Source organism: Magnetococcales bacterium, assembly GCA_015228935.1.
Classification (GTDB): Bacteria; Pseudomonadota; Magnetococcia; order Magnetococcales; family DC0425bin3; genus HA3dbin3.
Genome location: JADGCO010000011.1, coordinates 24,335 through 43,076 on the forward strand (window position 1 = coordinate 24,335; position 18,742 = coordinate 43,076).

Annotated in this window: 16 protein-coding genes; 10 read left to right on the plus strand and 6 right to left on the minus strand. The window is 55.4% G+C overall.

Going from position 1 to position 18,742, the window contains the following annotated elements; translation table 11 throughout:
- Positions 1–5: 5 nt before the first annotated feature.
- The 4 genes from HQL65_04880 to HQL65_04895 all read left to right on the plus strand — a co-directional run bounded on the left by HQL65_04880 (position 6) and on the right by HQL65_04895 (position 7,660).
- Entirely contained in the window at positions 6–2,084 is a 2,079-nt protein-coding gene (locus HQL65_04880) for a bifunctional aldolase/short-chain dehydrogenase (GenBank protein ID MBF0135553.1), read from the plus strand.
- Positions 2,085–2,093: 9 nt separating this feature from the next.
- Positions 2,094–5,945, plus strand: a complete 3,852-nt coding sequence (locus tag HQL65_04885; GenBank protein ID MBF0135554.1) for a helicase associated domain-containing protein — start codon at positions 2,094–2,096, stop codon at positions 5,943–5,945.
- 164 nt (positions 5,946–6,109) lie between these two features.
- Entirely contained in the window at positions 6,110–7,219 is a 1,110-nt protein-coding gene (locus tag HQL65_04890) for a M20 family metallopeptidase (GenBank protein ID MBF0135555.1), read from the plus strand.
- 216 nt (positions 7,220–7,435) lie between these two features.
- The gene (locus HQL65_04895; GenBank protein ID MBF0135556.1) at positions 7,436–7,660 is read left to right on the plus strand and encodes a DUF1640 domain-containing protein; all 225 of its coding nucleotides are present in this window, start codon (positions 7,436–7,438) and stop codon (positions 7,658–7,660) included.
- 323 nt (positions 7,661–7,983) lie between these two features.
- Here the strand turns inward: HQL65_04895 and HQL65_04900 are convergent, their stop codons facing one another.
- Complete coding sequence (locus HQL65_04900; GenBank protein ID MBF0135557.1) at positions 7,984–8,814, minus strand: hypothetical protein; 831 nt, start codon at positions 8,812–8,814, stop codon at positions 7,984–7,986.
- A 792-nt stretch (positions 8,815–9,606) separates the two neighbouring features.
- On the opposite strand from HQL65_04900, the gene HQL65_04905 reads away from it, so the two are divergent.
- Positions 9,607–9,816, plus strand: a complete 210-nt coding sequence (locus HQL65_04905; protein MBF0135558.1) for a hypothetical protein — start codon at positions 9,607–9,609, stop codon at positions 9,814–9,816.
- Between the two features lie 79 nt (positions 9,817–9,895).
- A complete protein-coding gene (locus HQL65_04910; GenBank protein MBF0135559.1) occupies positions 9,896–10,630 on the plus strand; it encodes a PHP domain-containing protein in 735 nt (244 codons plus the stop codon).
- Between the two features lie 3 nt (positions 10,631–10,633).
- Here the strand turns inward: HQL65_04910 and HQL65_04915 are convergent, their stop codons facing one another.
- Positions 10,634–10,852 carry a hypothetical protein gene (locus HQL65_04915; protein MBF0135560.1) on the minus strand — a complete coding sequence of 73 codons (219 nt, stop codon included), beginning with the start codon at positions 10,850–10,852 and terminating at the stop codon, positions 10,634–10,636.
- Here HQL65_04915 and HQL65_04920 point away from each other — a divergent pair.
- Positions 10,851–11,435 carry a hypothetical protein gene (locus HQL65_04920; GenBank protein MBF0135561.1) on the plus strand — a complete coding sequence of 195 codons (585 nt, stop codon included), beginning with the start codon at positions 10,851–10,853 and terminating at the stop codon, positions 11,433–11,435. The genes HQL65_04915 and HQL65_04920 overlap by 2 nt on opposite strands.
- Before the next feature lie 53 nt (positions 11,436–11,488).
- On the opposite strand, the gene iscX is transcribed toward HQL65_04920, so the two are convergent.
- The 3 genes from iscX to hscA are packed head-to-tail and all read right to left on the minus strand — an operon-like array spanning position 11,489 to position 13,924.
- Positions 11,489–11,695, minus strand: coding sequence for a Fe-S cluster assembly protein IscX (gene iscX / locus HQL65_04925; GenBank protein MBF0135562.1), 207 nt, complete (start codon positions 11,693–11,695; stop codon positions 11,489–11,491).
- 1 nt (position 11,696) lies between these two features.
- Complete coding sequence (locus HQL65_04930) at positions 11,697–12,038, minus strand: 2Fe-2S iron-sulfur cluster binding domain-containing protein (GenBank protein MBF0135563.1); 342 nt, start codon at positions 12,036–12,038, stop codon at positions 11,697–11,699.
- 11 nt (positions 12,039–12,049) lie between these two features.
- Positions 12,050–13,924, minus strand: coding sequence for a Fe-S protein assembly chaperone HscA (gene hscA / locus HQL65_04935; protein MBF0135564.1), 1,875 nt, complete (start codon positions 13,922–13,924; stop codon positions 12,050–12,052).
- 227 nt (positions 13,925–14,151) lie between these two features.
- Between hscA and gatA the strand changes: the two genes are divergently transcribed.
- From gatA to HQL65_04950, 3 genes are all read left to right on the plus strand, one after another.
- Positions 14,152–15,657 (plus strand): Asp-tRNA(Asn)/Glu-tRNA(Gln) amidotransferase subunit GatA, encoded by a 1,506-nt coding sequence (gene gatA, locus HQL65_04940; protein ID MBF0135565.1) that lies wholly within the window; start codon positions 14,152–14,154, stop codon positions 15,655–15,657.
- A complete protein-coding gene (locus tag HQL65_04945) occupies positions 15,650–16,720 on the plus strand; it encodes an asparaginase (GenBank protein MBF0135566.1) in 1,071 nt (356 codons plus the stop codon). The genes gatA and HQL65_04945 overlap by 8 nt, the downstream gene beginning before the upstream one ends.
- A gap of 184 nt (positions 16,721–16,904) precedes the next feature.
- Positions 16,905–18,206 (plus strand): hypothetical protein, encoded by a 1,302-nt coding sequence (locus HQL65_04950; GenBank protein ID MBF0135567.1) that lies wholly within the window; start codon positions 16,905–16,907, stop codon positions 18,204–18,206.
- A 30-nt stretch (positions 18,207–18,236) separates the two neighbouring features.
- Here the strand turns inward: HQL65_04950 and HQL65_04955 are convergent, their stop codons facing one another.
- Positions 18,237–18,518, minus strand: a complete 282-nt coding sequence (locus HQL65_04955) for a prevent-host-death protein (GenBank protein MBF0135568.1) — start codon at positions 18,516–18,518, stop codon at positions 18,237–18,239.
- Between the last annotated feature and the right edge of the window lie 224 nt (positions 18,519–18,742).

Consider the following 18,742-nt stretch of genomic DNA (forward strand, 5'->3'; position numbering starts at 1 on the left):
GAAACATGGACAATCGCTGGTCGGAACAGGAAGCGGCAGAGTGCCGGCACACATGGGGTTCACGCTGGGGTGAACCCCTCGCCTTGCGTACCTATGCCAGTCGTCTGCTGGGACAAAATGAGCAGCTCGTTCTCCACGGAGGCGGCAACACCTCGGTCAAAACCACCCTGCCGGATCTGTTGGGGCAGGAAAGGCCGGTCCTGTTCGTCAAGGGATCCGGCCTGGATCTGGCCACCATCTCCCCGGCAGGTCATGTCGGGCTGAAACTGGCATTTCTCCAGCAATTGCGCCAGTTGCCGGCCCTGGCAGATGGTGCCATGCTCAATGTCCTGCGCACCCATGCCCTGGATGCCGATGCGCCGGCTCCTTCCATCGAGGCCTTGTTGCACGCCTTTTTGCCCCCCAGATATATCGACCACACCCACGCCGATGCCATCCTGGCCCTGACCAATCGAACCGATGCGCTCCAGGCCATTCAGGCCGCCCTGGGAGATGCCGTCATCATCCTCCCCTATGTGCATCCGGGTTTTGCGCTGGCCAAGGCCGCAGATGCCGCCTTTGCCGCCCACCCCGGCAAACGGGGCATGATCCTGATGCACCATGGCCTGCTCACCTGGGGTGCAACCGCCGCAGAGTCCTACCAGGCCACCATCGATCTCGTCACCCGGGCCGAAATCTGGCTGGAAAAACAACGCCAAAAACCACTCTGCCCAATCCCTGCAAACCCCCTGGATTCCCGTGAGCGCTATCGGGAAATCGCCCCACGATTGCGGGGTTTGCTGGCCCGCCCGTCCGGCAATCCCGATCAACCCCATCGGCGGGTCATTCTGCGGGTCCAGAACGACCAGTCAACCCTGGAATTATTGCAGGTGCCGCATGCCCGGGAAATCGCCCTGACCCCGCCCCTGACCACCGATCACCTGATCCGCACCAAATCCCTCCCCCTGTGGTGCCCGGATCCTGCCGATCTGGTAGCCGGGATTGCGGCCTACACCGAGGCCTATACAGCCTATTGGCAACGCCATGCCGCACGCGCCGCACCCGGGACCGAGCCATTTGATCCATTGCCCCGGGTGATTCTCATGCCCCAGGTGGGCGTCGTCTGCGTGGGGGGCGATGCCCGGGAAGCCGATATCGCCCGGGAAATTACCCTTCACACCCTGGCCGTGAAACATCTGGTGGCCGCCGGTGGAACCTATGCCGGATTGCCGGAAGATGCCCTCTTCGACATGGAGTACGAACCCCGGCAACTCGCCAAGTTGCAACAACATCAACCCCTCCCCCTGACCCGTACCGTGGCCCTGGTGACCGGGGCTGCCGGGGCCATCGGCTCGGGAATCTGTCGGGTTCTTCTGGAACAGGGTGCCCATGTGGCCGCCACCGATCTGCCTGGCGACCATCTGGACTCACTGGTGCGACTGTTGGCTCCGGAGTTTGCCGGGCGCATCGTGGGCGTGCCCATGGATGTCACGGATCCGGCGGGAGTCCGGGCCGCCTTTGCCACGATCAGTGAAACCTGGGGCGGGGTCGATCTCGTCGTGATCAACGCCGGTCTGGCCCATGTGGCACCGCTCGCCAAAATGGATCCAGAAGATTTTCGCCGGGTGGCCCGGGTCAATATCGAGGGGACCCTCAACCTGCTGACCGCCACGTCTCAGCACATGAAGCAGCAAGGGACGGGCGGCGATATCATCCTGATCTCCACCAAGAATGTGTTTGCCCCCGGGGCGCAGTTCGGGGCCTACAGCGCCACCAAGGCCGCATCCCATCAACTGGCCCGGGTGGCCACTCTGGAACTGGCAGAACTGGGCATTCGAGTCAACATGGTCTCGCCCGATGCGGTTTTTGCGGACGGCGAGCGACGTTCCGGCCTGTGGGCCACCGTCGGCCCGGATCGCATGCGTGCCCGGGGACTTGACGAGCAGGGTCTCGAAGAGTATTACCGCAGCCGCAATCTGTTGAAGGCCCGCATTACCGCGACTCATGTCGGGCGGGCCGTCCTGTTTCTGGCTACCCGTCAGACCCCCACCACCGGTGCGACCATACCCGTGGACGGGGGGTTGCCTGACGCCACCCCACGCTGATTGCCACCCATGCAGCCAAAACACCCCCGTGCGCGGGAGTTTATCCAGAAGGGCCTGTTCAACGACCTGACCGCCTTTTCCCAGTTGGAGGACCGCATCAGCGTTCTGGTGGATCCCTGGGCACAGCAGGCGGCTTTCGAGGTGTTTGCCGAGGCCTATCTGGCCACCCGCCGCCTGGTCCTGGTCAAGGAAATCCAGCCGCGCCTGCCGGTGGAACCGGGACCGCCCGGACCGGACGGCTGCATCGATACACCCTGGGGCGACCGGGTGGGGTATCGGGTCATCTTTCGTGCCGACCGCAAGCCTCCCCAACGCAAGGATCTGGCCTTTTTTCTGGAAGAGACCCCCGAGGCCTGGTGGCAACGGCTCCTGATCTGCAATGGACCGGCGGAGCTGCCCACTGCCCTGAACAACCGGCCCGATTTCTGGCGCATTGCCCGCCCGGATCTGGAACGCCTGGCTGGCGAGGATTTCCAGACCCTGCGCCGCTGGTTCATGGGGGGCGGGCTGCCGACCGACCGGGAAATCATCCCGCTCCACCAGGAACGCATTCTGGTCCAGGTTGCCGAAGCCAAAGCCACCCAGGAAAAAAATACCCTCATCCTGCCGGGCATTGCGGAAGAAGGTTCCCTGCTCCGGCGTCTCTGTCTGCAAAACAGCGGGACCGAACTGGTCCTGGTACTCGTGCGAACCCTGGCCCGCCTGCGGGCGATCATCCGCACCTGGCAGGAGCAGGGCGAGTGGTCCACACTCTCGGTTCTGGTGGCCTGCCAGGAGCCCCTGACCACCCGGTTGCCCGACCATCCCCTGTTGCGCCATACGGATCTGGATTTTCCCTTGTTGGACAAGCCGGAAACCTTGCGCCGCTTTCTGGGGTGGCGTTTCCATGGCACCCGGGTGCTGCTGACGACGCATGGTTCTCTGCCCCTGGTTCGCGAGGCCCTGGCGGGCCTGCCCCCGGCGGAACTGGCCATTGTCGAGGATGCCTGGAACGTGGCCTCGCAGCCGGAAACAACCGCCTGGGATCTGCCTGCCACCAAGCGCCTGTTCCTGGCCCCGCTTCCCAGCCGACACGATCCGGACCGTATGGATCGGGACGGCGAGTCACGCCGTCTCTTTACCCTGGAGGATGCCAGTCGTTTCGGTCGCCTTCTGGAGCCGCTCGCCGCCAATCCCCCCCCCCGGGAAGAGGGATGGCGGGCCATCAAGGTCGTGCTGGTCGGTCTGGCCGATCCATTTTCGCCCTGGGGCGATCTGCAACGGGCCTTGGCGGTCTGTGGCGTGCGCAAGGTGTTGACGTTTCATGATTCCCTGGAAGATGCCCGCGGATTTGCACGCTTGATCGGCGGGGACTCCGGCTGGCAGAGTCTCTACATCGACGCCACCATGTCCGAAGCCTTGCAACAACGCATTCTGACCAGTTTTCGGGAAGCCGGCGGCTCGACTCTCCTGGCCAGTCATCGCGCCATGATTGCCGGTTTGGGAATTCCAGCGGCAGACGCGGCGGTCTTTTTTCCATCGGTGCGCAAGGATGCCTGGGAAACCTGGAGTGCGGTCTGGGGGGCTTTCCGGACCCCGGATCCCGGCAGGAGTACGCCCGGTTGGCTGTTGTTGCCGGTGGTATCGGGTCCCTCGCTGGCCGAGGGCATCACTGCCGATACCATGCCCGGTTTCTGGCGAATTCTGGAAACCATCCGCGATGTGGATGTCCATTTGCGGCGGCGGTTGCGGCAGGCCAGAATCCAATTGGGCCGCACCGGGACCTGGGATCAGACCACTCTCATGGAACGCATCGGTCGCATCGATCCCGGCGGCGTTCCCGGCGATCTGACACCGGAACTGGCCGACATTCTGATGCGCCGTCTCACGACGCTCTGGGATCAACATTATGGTGCCCTGCTCGGTCTCAGGGAACAGCATGGCGACCTTACCGGAGAGTATCGTTTTGACGCCGATTTGCAGCAGTGGATCAAAAATCAACGCCTGCTCCGCAAAAAAAACGCCTTGTCTCCGGAACGCATGCAACTCCTCGACGGGCTAGGTTTCATCTGGGATCCGGAGCGGGCACGCTGGGAGCAGATGCGTCAACGTTTGCTGGCTTACAAGGAGCGTCGGGGCGATGCCAACGTGCCCCAGGTGTTGGCCGAAGACCCGGAACTGGCCCGCTGGGCACTTGAGCAACGCAAAAACTGGAAGAGCCAAACCCTGGAACCGGATCGGATCGCCAGCCTGGATCTGCTTGGTTTTGTCTGGGATCCAGAGGCGGCGCATTGGGCTGAGATGCGGGAACATTTGATGCGTTTCCGGGAACAAACCGGTCATGCCGATGTCCCGATTCCCTGCCCCGAAGACCCTGCCCTGGCGGTCTGGGTGACAGAGGTCCGTCGCAAGTGGCGCAAACATGAATTGACTGCCGAGGCTTTGGCGGATTTGACCGCTCTCGGCTTCATCTGGGATCCCGAGGAGGTGGCCTGGGAAGGGATGCTCGCCCATTTGGCCGCCTGGCGGGCCACTGCCGGGCATGCCCGCATCACCGATCCTTTTCCGGCGGATCTGCCTCTTGGTCGCTGGGCCGAAGAGCAGCGGCGTGCCCTGCGCAAGGGGCGTCTGACCGATTCCCGCCGCCAGCGTCTCGATAAACTTGAGTTTGTCTGGGATCTGGAAGCCGATGCCTGGGAAACCCTGTTTCGCACCCTGCAACGGTCGTTGCCGACCGAGGGTCCTTTTCCGTCCACCTGGCCGGGTCAGCCGGAACTGGCCGACTGGATTGCCCGGCAATGCCGCATGTGGAAAAGCGGGCGTCTGGATCCCACCCGGCAAGCCCGGTTGGACTCCCTGGGCATCATCTGGGATCCCGAGCGGCGGGAGTGGGAGAACCAGTTTGTCGAACTGGAGCGTTTTCGCAATCAATTTGGACATGTTCATGTGCCCAGGGAGTCTCCCGAGGCCCCGGATCTTGGCCCCTGGCTTGTGGAGCAACGCAAAAAGCAGGCCCTTGGACGCCTGGAGGCAGAACGGGCGGAGCGTCTGACGGCCCTGGGCATTCTCTGGAATCAAGAGGAAGGCGAATGGGAAGGCATGTTTGCCACCCTGCAACAATTCCAGAAGATGCGCAACCATTGTGTGGTTCCCAAGGATTGGCCGGACAATCCCGCCCTGGCGCGTTGGGTGGCGCAGCAGCGCCTGAGCAACCGCCGCGAGCAACTGGCCCCCGAGCGGATACAACGTCTGGATGATCTGGGATTCACCTGGGATTCGCGGGAAATATTATGGGAAGAAATGTTTGCCTTGTTGATGCTCTATCGTGAAAAGCACAACGATTGCAACGTTCCGGATCCCTGGACGGAAAATCCCGATCTGGCCTGGTGGGTCGGGGCGCAGCGCAAGGCGTATCAAAATGGCAATCTCAATCCCAAATGGATTGCGCGTCTCAATGCCGTGGGCTTCATCTGGGACATGCAAGAGGCCTTGTGGCGGGAAATGTATGTAGCGCTAACAACATTTCACCGGCGATTCGGCCATTGCCTCGTCCCACGCAGTTGGGCGGAAAATCCCAAACTCGCCAGTTGGGTCACCGCCCAGCGTCAGGCCTACAAAGGCAACCTCCTGCCACAAGAACATATTGCCCTTCTCGACCCCTTGGGGTTCATCTGGGATCCCCAGCAAGTGGTCCAGGAAGAGTTGTTCCTGGCCCTGCAAGCCTATAAACAACGTTTTGGCAATTGCGACGTGCCAGTGGAATGGCCGGAAAATCCCCAACTGGGACTTTGGGTGACCAGCCAACGCCAACGACGTGCCAAAGGAGACCTGGAGCCAGAACGGATCAAACGTCTGGAAGAGATGGGTTTCAAGTGGGAATAATGAAACTCATGAGTTGAAAAATTGGATAAAAATTTTTTATTGGGGCTCCGCCCCAAACCCCGCCAGGGGGAAGGGCGCAGCCCTTCCCCCTGGACCCCCTTCCCAGTCTTTCATTTGTTTTTTTTAATTAATTTGATATTGATTTTCTTCTGTGGAGGTTTTCCTTGGACTTCTTTTCCGAACTGCGCCACATCGTCAGCATCAATTCCCACACAACCAACAAAGCCGGCGTGGACGCCGTCGGAGCCTTCTTCCAACCCCACCTGGAATCCCTGGGTTTTACCACCCACATCCACCACCGAACCCTGATCGGCCACCACTGGCACTACCGCGCCCCCACCACCTCCGGCCAAAAAATCCTCCTCCTGGGGCATCTGGATACCGTCTCCCCCCCCGACTTCCCAACCAGCTTTCGCATGGATGACGAGTGGGTCCACGGTCCCGGTGTCTGCGACATGAAAGGCGGTTTGCTCGTGGCCCTGCAAGCCTTGCGCAATCTCCATCACTTGCAAGGCACCATCCACAACATTGATATTCTGCTCGTCGCCGACGAAGAAACCGGCAGCGACGACTCCCGTTTCCTGACCCAACAAATCGCTCCGGAATACGCCCTCTGCCTCGTCTTTGAAGCCGCCGGCAAACACGGTGAAATTGTGACCGGACGCAAGGGAGTCGGCACCTTCACCCTGCACATTGCAGGCGTGGCGGCCCATGCCGGCAACGATTATGCTTCGGGCGTTTGCGCTAACACAATTGCCGCCTATACTTTGCTCGCCCTCGCCAACCTGGCCAACCCACAGCAACAAACCACCCTCAATATCGGCCACATGACAGGCGGCATCGGCGTCAATACCATCAGCCCCTTTGCCACCCTTATGTTTGAACTCCGCTATGCCAGCCAAGCCGAAAAACAGCGCGTCCTGCAAGCCGTGGATCACCTCGTTGCCAACCCACCCCTCCCGGGCGGCAAACTCACCCTGACAGGCGGTATTCAACGCGAATTGTTCGAACCCGATGCCCGCCAAAACGCCCTATTGGCCACCTTGCGCACCATCACCGGCGATCCCCTGCCCACCGAATTCCGGGGCGGCGTCAGCGATGCCAACCTGACCCACGCCGCCGGCTTGATCAGCCTGGACGGCTTCGGTCCCTTTGGCGAATGGGATCACACCCCCCGCGAACGCGCCCTGCAAGCAAGCTTCCACCAACGCATCAACCTGGTCACCCGCATTCTGAAACATCATCAATTGCATGGGTGCCGACTGGCCTGCTGAGAAAAAATTTCCGCTCAAACCGATCCATGGCATCCCATCGCACAATGCCCAATTCATCATCGCGTAGTGCCAACCGCCCCTTCCCCCTTGCTGTGCCGTGGAAGTGATCAAGCTCCGGTTATGGCGATGCATTGAGTATCAAACGAAATTTCCCCCAAATCAGGATTTGGTTGTGGTATACTGGTCCAGTCATCAATTGCACTTGGAGAAACGGACATGGCCACAGTCACCTTTGACACTTTGGGACTGGTTGATCGTCTCAAAGCTGCCGGCTTCCAGCCTGCACAGGCGAAGGAGGTGATTCGCGTTATTGCCAAAGCACAGGATGAACTCATCACCAAGCGCGATTTGCAGATCGAGTTGGCCCCCCTCAAGTGGGGCATGGCAATCACAGTCGGCGGAATCGTCACGATCATCCTCAAATCCTTCTTCCCACACTGAATCATCCATGTCGCATATCCCCTCCGGCCTTGATCATCTCTTCGGCCACCCTATGCCCGGATCCGAATAATAACGAACACACAATATTGAAAATAAACATGAATCTTGTGATTCGCCCAATCCACCCGACCATGCTGGTCGAATGGATGATCAAGGCTGCTCAGCCAAGTCCTGTTCTGGATCCCGTTGGTTCACAACGTCAAAATCTGGCCGAAATGAACTGCGAAAGTTGAGATTATATTAATATACTCTTTCAATTTAATGAAAACATTTTTATTCAGGCGCAGACATAGAGTGACCGAAAGGATGATCAAGGCTGTTATTTAATCACCAATACGTACAAGCAATCCCGCATTATACCCTGGCAAAACATCGCTCCATTGAGAAATCAATGTATTATTGATAGCTCCATCACTATTTCCGGAACGTAAAATAGGAATAATATTCTTTCTCCCACTTTCATTACTTAAAGCTCCATCCGTAGACTCTGGTTGAAGAAATCTAAAATCCTCTGACATTACCATAATGGTTAATGATCTGATAACATCCTGTCCAGTTGGATAGAAAAAATCAATCTGATTTGAACGAACATCTTGGAACAAGCCATGTCCACTTCTATGATCAACAAAAGGATAATCATACCTATATCTTGCCCTAGTAACGAAAGAACGTTTTTCTCCTTTTTTGATTCCAAATTTAACTGAATATTTTATCTGATGTTGGCTCTTATGACTTACTGGAGACTGAAAATCTTCTTTTTCGGAACCGGCAAGATATGAAATTACCGCTTTTGATTCTTCAGAATGAAACTCCTCTGTAAACATCCCATCATCCTCCCCAAAATCTTTCATAGCAATAATACTATAAAATATATTAAAGTTAGCATAAATAATATTGTCACCCTTCGTTAACTGTACCTGCATTATCACGCTATCCATAATATAATCCGAATTTTTATTAATAATTTTCCACTCTTTAATAAATTTTTTCTGAGATTCTGTAATAAGCAAATTGCTATCTATGGACGCTTCATCATAAAAAAATATCAAACTAAGAATAGATACGCAAATCATAACTATCGTGACTATTAATATAACTCTTATCAACGGATTATAATGACCAACCAATCCCACGATTTTCTCAAAAGCTTCCATATATTTCCTCCCGCTGTATAATTCATACTTAACCTAAAACAACATAAAATAAAGATCATATTTATTAACTCAATAATCAAACCTCCCCTTGTTTGGTTACTATTGGCATGTTGGAAGATTGGGGTATATTACACATCAAACCATTCACGATTCAATTTATGAATCCAAGCATTTGAGACTAATAAGGTAAACTTAATCTAAACATTTTGTCAATACAATTTTTTATTACATATATTAAGTTATATGCTTTAAAATCGAAACAATACAAAGAATTTTAAATTTTAAACTACAATAAACAGGTCCAAGACATGCATCCCCATTTAAACAACCCTTTTTTCTCTCCGCAACCCGGCTGGTCTCTCCCCTGCCTTCGTGGGTATACCACGTTCACGCCACCCACCCGGTTGGCTCAACCCCGGCTGAGGAGAGAATTTGGCAGCGAACCGAGAAGGTTGACAGTCATCCATGCCAAGCTTGTTTGAGATTCGCCTGATTTTTTTGGTTGCAGGATCCGACCCTGAATTGCTATATATAATCATGCCTTACGAAATCATCATCCGTCGAGAAGCCAAACGAAAATTGCAATGTCTTTCTGCAAGGGACAGGTCGCGTATCACAGATAAAATCATGCAACCTGGCCAAGACCCGGATTCTTCGTTGCTGGAGTCAAGCCTTTGATTGGTTCCATTTATGGCGTTTGCGTGCAGGAGAGTGGCGCGTTATCCAGGATCGGCAGGATGATCTCCAAATCGTTGCGGTGAAACGGATTCGGTCCCGGGGAGATGTCTATAAATGAACTTGCAAATCATTAAGGGATTGGATGGCAAGGATGAATATGTCCTTTTGCCAATCGAGGTCTTCAAGGCCCTGCGGGACCAGATTGAAGACGAAGTATTGGGATTTAATATTCAAAACAATCAAGAAGATGCATATGAGCCGTTCATCCCCGAGGATTATGTCCAAAACCCGGTGGCTCTGGCACGAATGAAGGCAGGCAGGTAGGCGTATCCTTGATTTGTTTGAAAAATAATATTTGATACCAGAGCAGATCACGACACAGAATAACAAACAGGTCCAAGGCATGCGTCCCCATTTGAACGAAAATTTTTTTCTCTCCGCAACCCGGCTGGTCTCTCCCCTGCCTTTGTGGGAATACCATGTCCACTCCACCCATTCAGATGGCTCGGCCCCGGCTGCGGAGGTGGTTCGGCATGCTGTGAACTTGGGCATCGAACGGCTGATTTTTACGGAACATACCGAGGAGGAACTGGTTGGAGGCGGGGATTGGTTTTCCCGTTATGTCGATGAAATCCGCCACCTGCAAGAACTTTGGGCCGGCAAGATTGATATCCGTCTCGGGTTGGAGGTGCCGGTCATGGATTTTGCGGGTTCCATGGATCTGACGGAATCCATGCTGCGCGAAGCAGACTTTATTTTGGGGGCGGTTCACGCTTTTCCGGAGGGAGATTGGCGCTCCGGTTATCGCAATCCCACCCAGGCCGTCGATGTCGAATTTCGCGCCACCATGGGGCTTTTGGACAATCCCCTGGTGGATGCCATCGCCCATCCGGGCGGGGTCTGCAACCGTTATATCACGCAATTTCCGATGGATTTATTCGCAACCATCGTGGCCCGCGCCACCGAACGCAATATTGCCGTGGAACTCAACCCGGCCTACCACGAGCCGATGGCACCTTATCTGGATATCTGCCGTCGCCACGGGGCGCTCATCTCCCCGGGGGCCAATGCCCATGATCCGGAACAAATCGGGGATGCGATCCGGGTGTTGGAAATGACATTAAAAACAAATCCTTGATTATCATTTTAACCATGACTCTTTCCTGTATAAATAATCCCCAAAAGGAATTATAATGACAACAAAGCCAGGAGATAAACCAACCCGGTCAGTGCCAACTTCCGTCAGTAATGATTCCTTCAAAAATGGCTGGGAAAAAAAACAATCCCCCGTTAGATTGCCTGTTCCACCACCATCTCCTCCTCCACCTTCTCCTCCAAAAAAGAAGGGGTAAGAAAACATGCCAACCGAAATCAACACACATGAGCAATCGTTCTTGGTAGAGAGATGGGATGGTTTTGGCTTTGATCTTCGTACATCCGTCCGCTATCACCAAAGACGCATGATGTTTTTTGATCGCTGGAATTCTGTCACCAATGCCGTTGTTCTCTTTTCTGGATCCAGTGCAGTCATCAATTTATTGACAGAATCGTTCAGTCAGAAAGTGGCCATCATCGTTTTCGGAGGAATCGTCTCCATCTTTGCCCTTCTTGACCTGGTCGTCGGAACGGCTCGCATGGCACGCACCCATGAAATTTTGTATCGTCAGTACATTGACCTGGAATGCCAATGGACCGCGATTCATGCACCAACCATGGATGAACTTTTAAAACTGCAAAGTGATAAACTGCGGCTGGAACAAGGCGAACCTCCACCGTTGATCACATTGAGCGAACTTTGCTGGAATGATACGGCCCGGTCCATGGGAAGAGACTGGCGAATTGTCGGCATTACCCGTATGCAGAAACTGTTTGCCAATTTATGGAGCTTTGAAGACCCGTCTCACCAAAGAAAGCACCTCCAGGGTCCCGCATCCGTATCCTGAACGGTCGGATCAATCAAAATCGCCTTTGGCCATACGGAAAAATTGACCCGGGTTCAATCCTTCTCGTCCAGCCAAGCCATTTGAATCGCCTCCAGAATTTTTTCGTTGCACCGTTCGGGACGATCCGCAAAACCGGGCAGATCCAGGATCCATTGGCGCAGATCCGTAAAGCGCACGCTGAGGGGATCCACATCCGGTCTGGTCTCGGTCAGGGCGATGGCAATGTCGGTGACATCGGTCCACTTGAATGGGTGCGCCATGTCACGATCCCTTCCTGTTTTTATCGACGCTGATGTTGACGGTGTAGGCCGGAACCGTCACCTGCAACCCGTCCAAGGCATCGGTCACGACGACCTGACAGGCCAGACGGCTGGTTGGCGTCAGGCCAAACGCCTCATCCAGGACATCCTCTTCGTCTTCAGATGCCGCATCCAGACGGTCGAACCAGGCCGGATCCACAATCACATGACAGGTTGAACAGGCCAGTGACCCTTCACAGGCCCCTTCCAAAGGAATGTCGTGTTCGTGGGCAGCTTCCAGAAGGGAAGTCCCGGCTGGCACTTCCACAGTTTGATTCATGGGCATGAAGGTTATTTTGGGCATTGCAGAATATCCTATTCAAAGTCCGTCAATTGCCGACCGGTCATGACGGACTTGATATTGTGGTCCATGCGCCGTTGGGCAAAAAAGGTGGTGGCCTTGTCCAAATCCTGGATGCGCTCCTGAATGGTCCGCTGTTGATCCGAACCCATGGCCTCGCGCAAGGCGGTCATGGCCGTTTCGATACCCTGAAATTCCGTTTCGCTCAACAGATGCCGATCCGTGGCCAAGGCTGCCAGAAGGGCATTCAGGACCCGTTCCGCTTCGACCCGGGCCTCGCGCAAATGGCGCTGGTTGAGATCGGCCTCGCCATGTTCCAGGGCTTCGCGCAGCATGCGCTCGATTTCCCCATCCCCCAGACCATAGGAGGGTTTGACGGCGATGGATTGCTCGATACCCGTGGTTTGTTCCCTGGCAGAGACGGTCAGAAGGCCGTCAGCATCCACTTGAAAAGTCACCCGAATGCGGGCCGCGCCGGCCACCATGGGCGGAATGCCGCGCAGTTCAAAGCGGGCCAGGGAGCGGCATTGATCGACCGTCTCCCGCTCGCCCTGGACCACATGGATGGCCATGGCCCCCTGCCCATCCTTGAAGGTGGTAAACTCCTGCGCCCGGGCGGTCGGAATGGGGCTGTTGCGAGGCACCACCTTTTCCACGAGACCACCCATGGTCTCCAGACCCAGCGACAAGGGCGTGACATCCAGCAGCAACACATCCGACCTCTGCCTGCCGGCCAGCAGGTCCGCCTGGATCGCCGCGCCCAGGGCCACGATCTGATCCGGATCCAAATCCACCAAAGGTTCCCGTTTGAACAACTCCGCCACAAAGGTTCGCACCATCGGCATCCGGGTCGAGCCTCCAACGAGGACCACACCCTGAAGTTCATCCGGCGTCACACCTGCATCCTTCAAGGCACGCCGACAGGGAACCCCGGTGGCCCGCACCAGATCCAGGGTCAGGGCGTCAAACTCTGCCCGGCTGATTTCCCGGGAATAGGGAGGACCCCCGGCATGGGACAAAGCGACCCGGGTTGTGGTGGCCAGGGTCAAGGCCTCCTTGACCCGACGGGCTTCCTGATGCACGCCCTGCAACAGACCCGGGGTTGGCGTGGTCACGCCCATCTCTTTCAAAAACAAATCGCCCAGACGCCGGTCAAAATCATCCCCGCCCAGGGCCGAATTGCCGCCGGTGGCCAGGACCTGGAACACACCCTGGGTCAGCCTCAGGATTGAAATATCAAAAGTGCCGCCTCCCAGATCATAGATGGCATACACCCCTTCCCGACCTTGATCCAGGCCATAAGCCAGGGCGGCAGCGGTCGGTTCATTGACGAGCCGCAACACCTCCAGACCGGCCAGACGACAGGCATCCTTGGTCGCCTGACGTTGGGCATCGTCAAAATAGGCCGGCACCGTGACAACAGCACCATACAGGGTGCCACCCAGGGCTGATTCAGCCCGTTTTTTCAGGGCGTCGAGAATTTTGGCCGAAATTTCCACCGGCGACAGCCAGAGGCCACCGGCAAAAAATTTGACCATGCCGCCGTCCCCGGCTGCCAATTGATACCCCCCGCCCGGCACATCGGCCAGACCTCGACCCATGAAGCGCTTGACGGAGATGATGGTATCCTCTGGAAAATCGACCGCCATTTTGCGTGCTTCGCTGCCGACCAGAAAGCGCCCATCGTTCCCAACATGGACGATAGATGGCAGGGAGGCCACACCGGCTGCATCCGGGATACAGGTCGGAACCCCCTGGAGATCCATGGCCGCCACCAGGGAAAACGTCGTCCCCAGATCGATTCCCACCACCCGGCGCTGCTCTTCCGGGCGGGGAGCATGGGGTTTCGGGGCTGCTCCCGGTTCCGCAATATCCAATAAGACGTCCATGGTTCACCATCAAAGCAGAATACGTGTCCAGACCGGAATCCAACCCAACCTGCATGTCCATGATTTTTTTCGGTCGATCCGAGAATACCCGATCACGGTAACGCAAAATGACCCAAGGCAGCAAGCACCACACTTGCCAAAGAGATCCTTGCGGCCAGGGTATGGATGGGATAACCTTGGGGTATTTTGTGGAAATTGTTCAATATTCCGACATTGTCAAGGGTCCCATGTTCAGGTCCACGCTTGTTCGACGTTCCACACCAGGGAAGGAAAATCTCTGGAGTCTCTCCCTGTACGAAGCCGCCACTCTGCTGGAAGAGGGTTCGGTCACTTCGGTCGAAATCGTGCAGTCTGTTTTGGCCAGAATCGAGCAGTTGGAGCCGCAAATACGGGCTTACGTGACGGTGGATCGTGCCGGCTCACTGCGGCAGGCAGAACAGGCCGATCAAATGCGGGCACAGGGTTCCTTCACCCCTTTGACCGGCATTCCCATTGCTCACAAGGACATTTTTTGCACCCGGGATTTGCCGACCACCTGTTCCTCCAAAATGCTCGCCCATTTTGTCCCCCCCTACGATGCCACAGTGACCCGGCTCCTGCGCGAGGCCGGGGCGGTCATCATCGGCAAGGCGAACATGGACGAATTCGCCATGGGGTCGTCAACCGAATCCTCCCATTTCGGAGCAACCCGGAATCCCTGGGATCTGGCCCGTTCGCCCGGCGGCTCGTCGGGTGGATCGGCTGCCGCCGTGGCTGCCGGGATGGCCATCGCGGCCACCGGCACGGATACGGGCGGCTCCATCCGACAACCCGCCGCCCTGACCGGCATTACCGGTATCAAACCCACCTATGGCCGCATCTCCCGCTACGGCATCATTGCCTATGCCTCCTCCCTCGACCAGGCCGGGGTGATGACCCAAACCGCTGAAGATGCCGCCCTGTTGATGAATATTCTGGCCTGCCATGATCCCCTGGACTCCACCAGCACCCCGGCTCCCGTACCCGATTATACGGCGGCCCTGGCGCTGGGCGTCAAAGAGATCCGGATCGGCATCCCGACAGAATTTTTTCCCGCCGAACTGGATGAAGGGATTTCCCGGGCCATCGATCAGGCGAAGGATGTATTCTCACATCTGGGTGCCAAAATTGTTCCGGTATCCCTGCCGCATACGCAATGGGCCGTGCCGACCTATTACATACTGGCCACCGCCGAAGCCTCCTCCAACCTGGCCCGCTACGATGGGGTCAAATTTGGTTACCGTTGCGCACAACCACAAAATTTGCGCGACCTGTACATGCGCACCCGGGCGGAAGGTTTTGGTGCCGAGGTCAAACGGCGCATCATGCTGGGCACCTACGTCTTGTCGGCAGGCTATTTCGATGCCTACTATCGCAAGGCACAGAAAGCCCGCCGCCTGATCGCTGATGATTTTCACAAGGCATTCCAAAGTGTCGATCTGCTTCTGACTCCGGTCACGCCGACCACGGCATTTCGCCTGGGCGAGTTGATCGATGACCCGGTGCAAATGTATCTTTTCGATATTTTCACCCTGGGCGTCAGCCTTGCCGGCCTGCCAGCCATGAGCCTGCCTTGCGGCCTCTCCCGGGACAACCTGCCGGTCGGCTTCCAGCTCGTGGCCCCTCCCCTCCAGGAAGAACGTCTGTTCCAGGCTGCCGGAGCCTTTCAGAGCCACACGGACTTTCACACCCTCAAGCCCAACCTGCATGGCTGACAGAAAAAAAATCTGCCTGATCTATACGGGCGGCACAATCGGCATGATCCATACCCCGGGCAGGGGATTGCACCTGCCTGAACATGCGGACGATTTTTTGCGCATCGCCCCCGAGCTTGCCGATCTGGTGGATTATGATTTCGTACATTTGTTGAACAAGGACAGCACCAACATGAACCCGGAAGATTGGGGCAGAATGGCGCATGCCGTCCAGCAAAGACTTTCGGATGATTATGACGGGTTTGTGATCGCGCATGGTACCGACACCATGCACTACTCGTCATCGGCACTGGCGTTTGTATTTGGCAAACACCTGGATCGTCCGATTGTCTTCACCGGTGCCCAGACCATTCCCAATATCTTGCATGGGGATGCCCGCATCAATCTGTTGCGTGCCTGCCAGGTGGCCATCGATGATCTGGCCGAGGTCGTCATCAGCTATGGTGACGCCATTTTTCGTGGCTGTCGGGTCCAGAAAAAAGATGAAAAACGATTCGATGCCTTTGAATCACCGGCTTTTCATCCGATTGGCTACATTGGGGAAAAAATTGAGCTGACCCCCTCCGCAATCCGCAGACCTGACCGGCGGCATGGTCCCGGTGATATTCGAGTCCTGTTTTCCAACAAGATATTATGGTTGACCCTCATCCCAGGCCTGCGCCCCGAATTATTCATGCAATCGATAGAAAATCCCGCCTGCGAGGGGGTTGTTCTGCAATCCTTCGGGGCCGGCAATGTACCCTATGAAGAAGAACACGGCTATTCATTCATTCCGCTCATCAAAAAGGCCGTCGGCTTGCACAAGCCGGTGATCATCACGAGTCCATTTCCGGGACATGGCACGGATACCACGATCTATGAAAGCGGTCTCGTTGCCCGGCAAGCCGGTGCAATCGCCACCGGCAACATGACCAGTGCCGCAGCCTATGTCAAATTCAGTTGGATTCTTGGGCAGATTGCTGAGGATATCAAACTGGGAAAAATCAACAAAAACGACATAATCGATCTTTTGCGGGAAAAAATGCATGAAATCGTGGCAGGGGAGATGGACAACAAGTCTTGAAAACATGGCACGGTTGCCCTGCCCTGCCCATTGCATCAAGCAACCTTGAAATAATTCTGGACTTTCACCTGTTGAAACGGGTAGGATCGGCTCAGTATTTCGATCTTTTGAATGAATTTTATTATTCAGGATTGATCTTGCGTTTAAATTATTTAATAAATGTTGTCATACAAGGATGCTGGCAATGGCGAACGTGACATCTGAAAAATCGAGGGATCCTTGGCAAGCCATGGGCAGAATGGCGGCTTTTCGCAATGATTTCACACAAAGCTTCTCAGTGCTGACCTTTCCACCCATGGAGATGTTTTTGCAACCCGTGGATGGACTGGAAGCTGTTTTGCGTTGGTATCAATGTCTCGAAACCGCTTTGATGGAGTTCCAAAAATCGGGTACCCCATTTTTTGATGAGCGCAAGATTGTGCGGTTTCCGCTCGATATGCCATTTTCCGGTTTTTTTGCGGTGGACGGGATTGCGGCCCTTTCGCAACGCCATCATGACATTTGTTCGCAGGTGCGGATGGGAACCCTCTCCCTGGAGCAGGGCAAACAGAATCCGGAGACCGGGCAACTTTTGCGGCATGCCTGCACGACCATTCGGAATCAGATGCAAGCCATTCGCGACTTGATGAAAAATCGTGCCCCTCTCCCCCCCACGGAACATTCACCGGTACACATTGGCAGCCTGCTGGCCAGTCATATCCAGGCGCATCGTCAATGGCTGGAACGCTACCAGGAACACATGCTCAAGGTGTTGGAGCATGGTGCCCTGCGTTGGGAGTATGCCAAGAAGGCAGGTGATTTCATAACCTGTACCCTTGGACAGGCATTTTCCCGGCATGACGGAATATTCTGGCCCATTCTGCACCTTGAACCTGTCCACAAGCTGAATGATGCCCACAAGCATTTTCACGCCTCACTGGCTGTAGAGGTCGAAGTGATCAATGCCTTGCGCAGTCGGGGTCTGACACCTGTTGAACTGGACAAACTGCGCAAAATGATTCTTGCCCGCCGGGATGGCATCCGCCGCATGAGTCGGGAATTGATCGACTTGATGCCTTCGGCATTCGATCTGATTCTGAACCGGGCGACCGACCAACCTATACCCACACGCATGGCCACTCTGCCATCGATAACCTATTCACAGATGGTGGCCGGGATTCAGAACTGGGGAAACAGAATTCGAAAATTTGTCGAGGATCCTCGTGATGCCGGCATCAGTCAAATATTGCTCCATACCCAGTGCCCTACCGGCCAGAGAATTCATCAGGCCATGGCCGATCCGGTGCGTCTGAAAACCTATGAAAGTCCCTTGCAAGCGATGGAGTCTGTCCACCTGCAAACGCATATCACGGCAACCGTCGTTGTCGTCCTGACCTGGGCCGGCTATACCGACGAAGCCCGGGCCATGCTGTCCACGTTGCAACGCGACGAACGACGCTTGATCGAATTCATTCAAAAAACAGGGGATATTATTGGTGTTATGTAATTCAGATAAAATATTTACCTTCTATTGCCATCATGCAACATCGTCATCCGCATAACGAGTATTCAGTTGCGCAAACACCAACTCGGCTGGAATCGATGGACCGCTGGCAATCCCTTCCTGTATTGCCAGCCGCAGGTCAGAACCAAGACGCTCCAGCATCGCCTGGAAGACATGGGGCGAAAGTATATATGCTGTTGGTCGATCATGCTCAAGAATCGCGACCGGCCCCAAGCCTGCCTGCACAAGGACGGCATCAGGACTGTGTCTGAGTTCGGCCAGACTCACCGACCGGGAAGCAGGCAAATATTCCATCAAACAACTCCACATCAACACCGAAGGGCTTTGTTCCACATTGGCCACTGATGTGCGGAAAGTCAATATGCGCACCAGATAGCGTTGATGTATTGGTAAGAAGTGAAATGGCGTTAAGCAAAAGCGTCTGAGATTTATATTTTAGTTTGAAAAAGAAGGGAATTTATGATACAATTTCTGAAATTTTAAGCGTTGACAATTCGATAGATTGTTTGAAACACTTA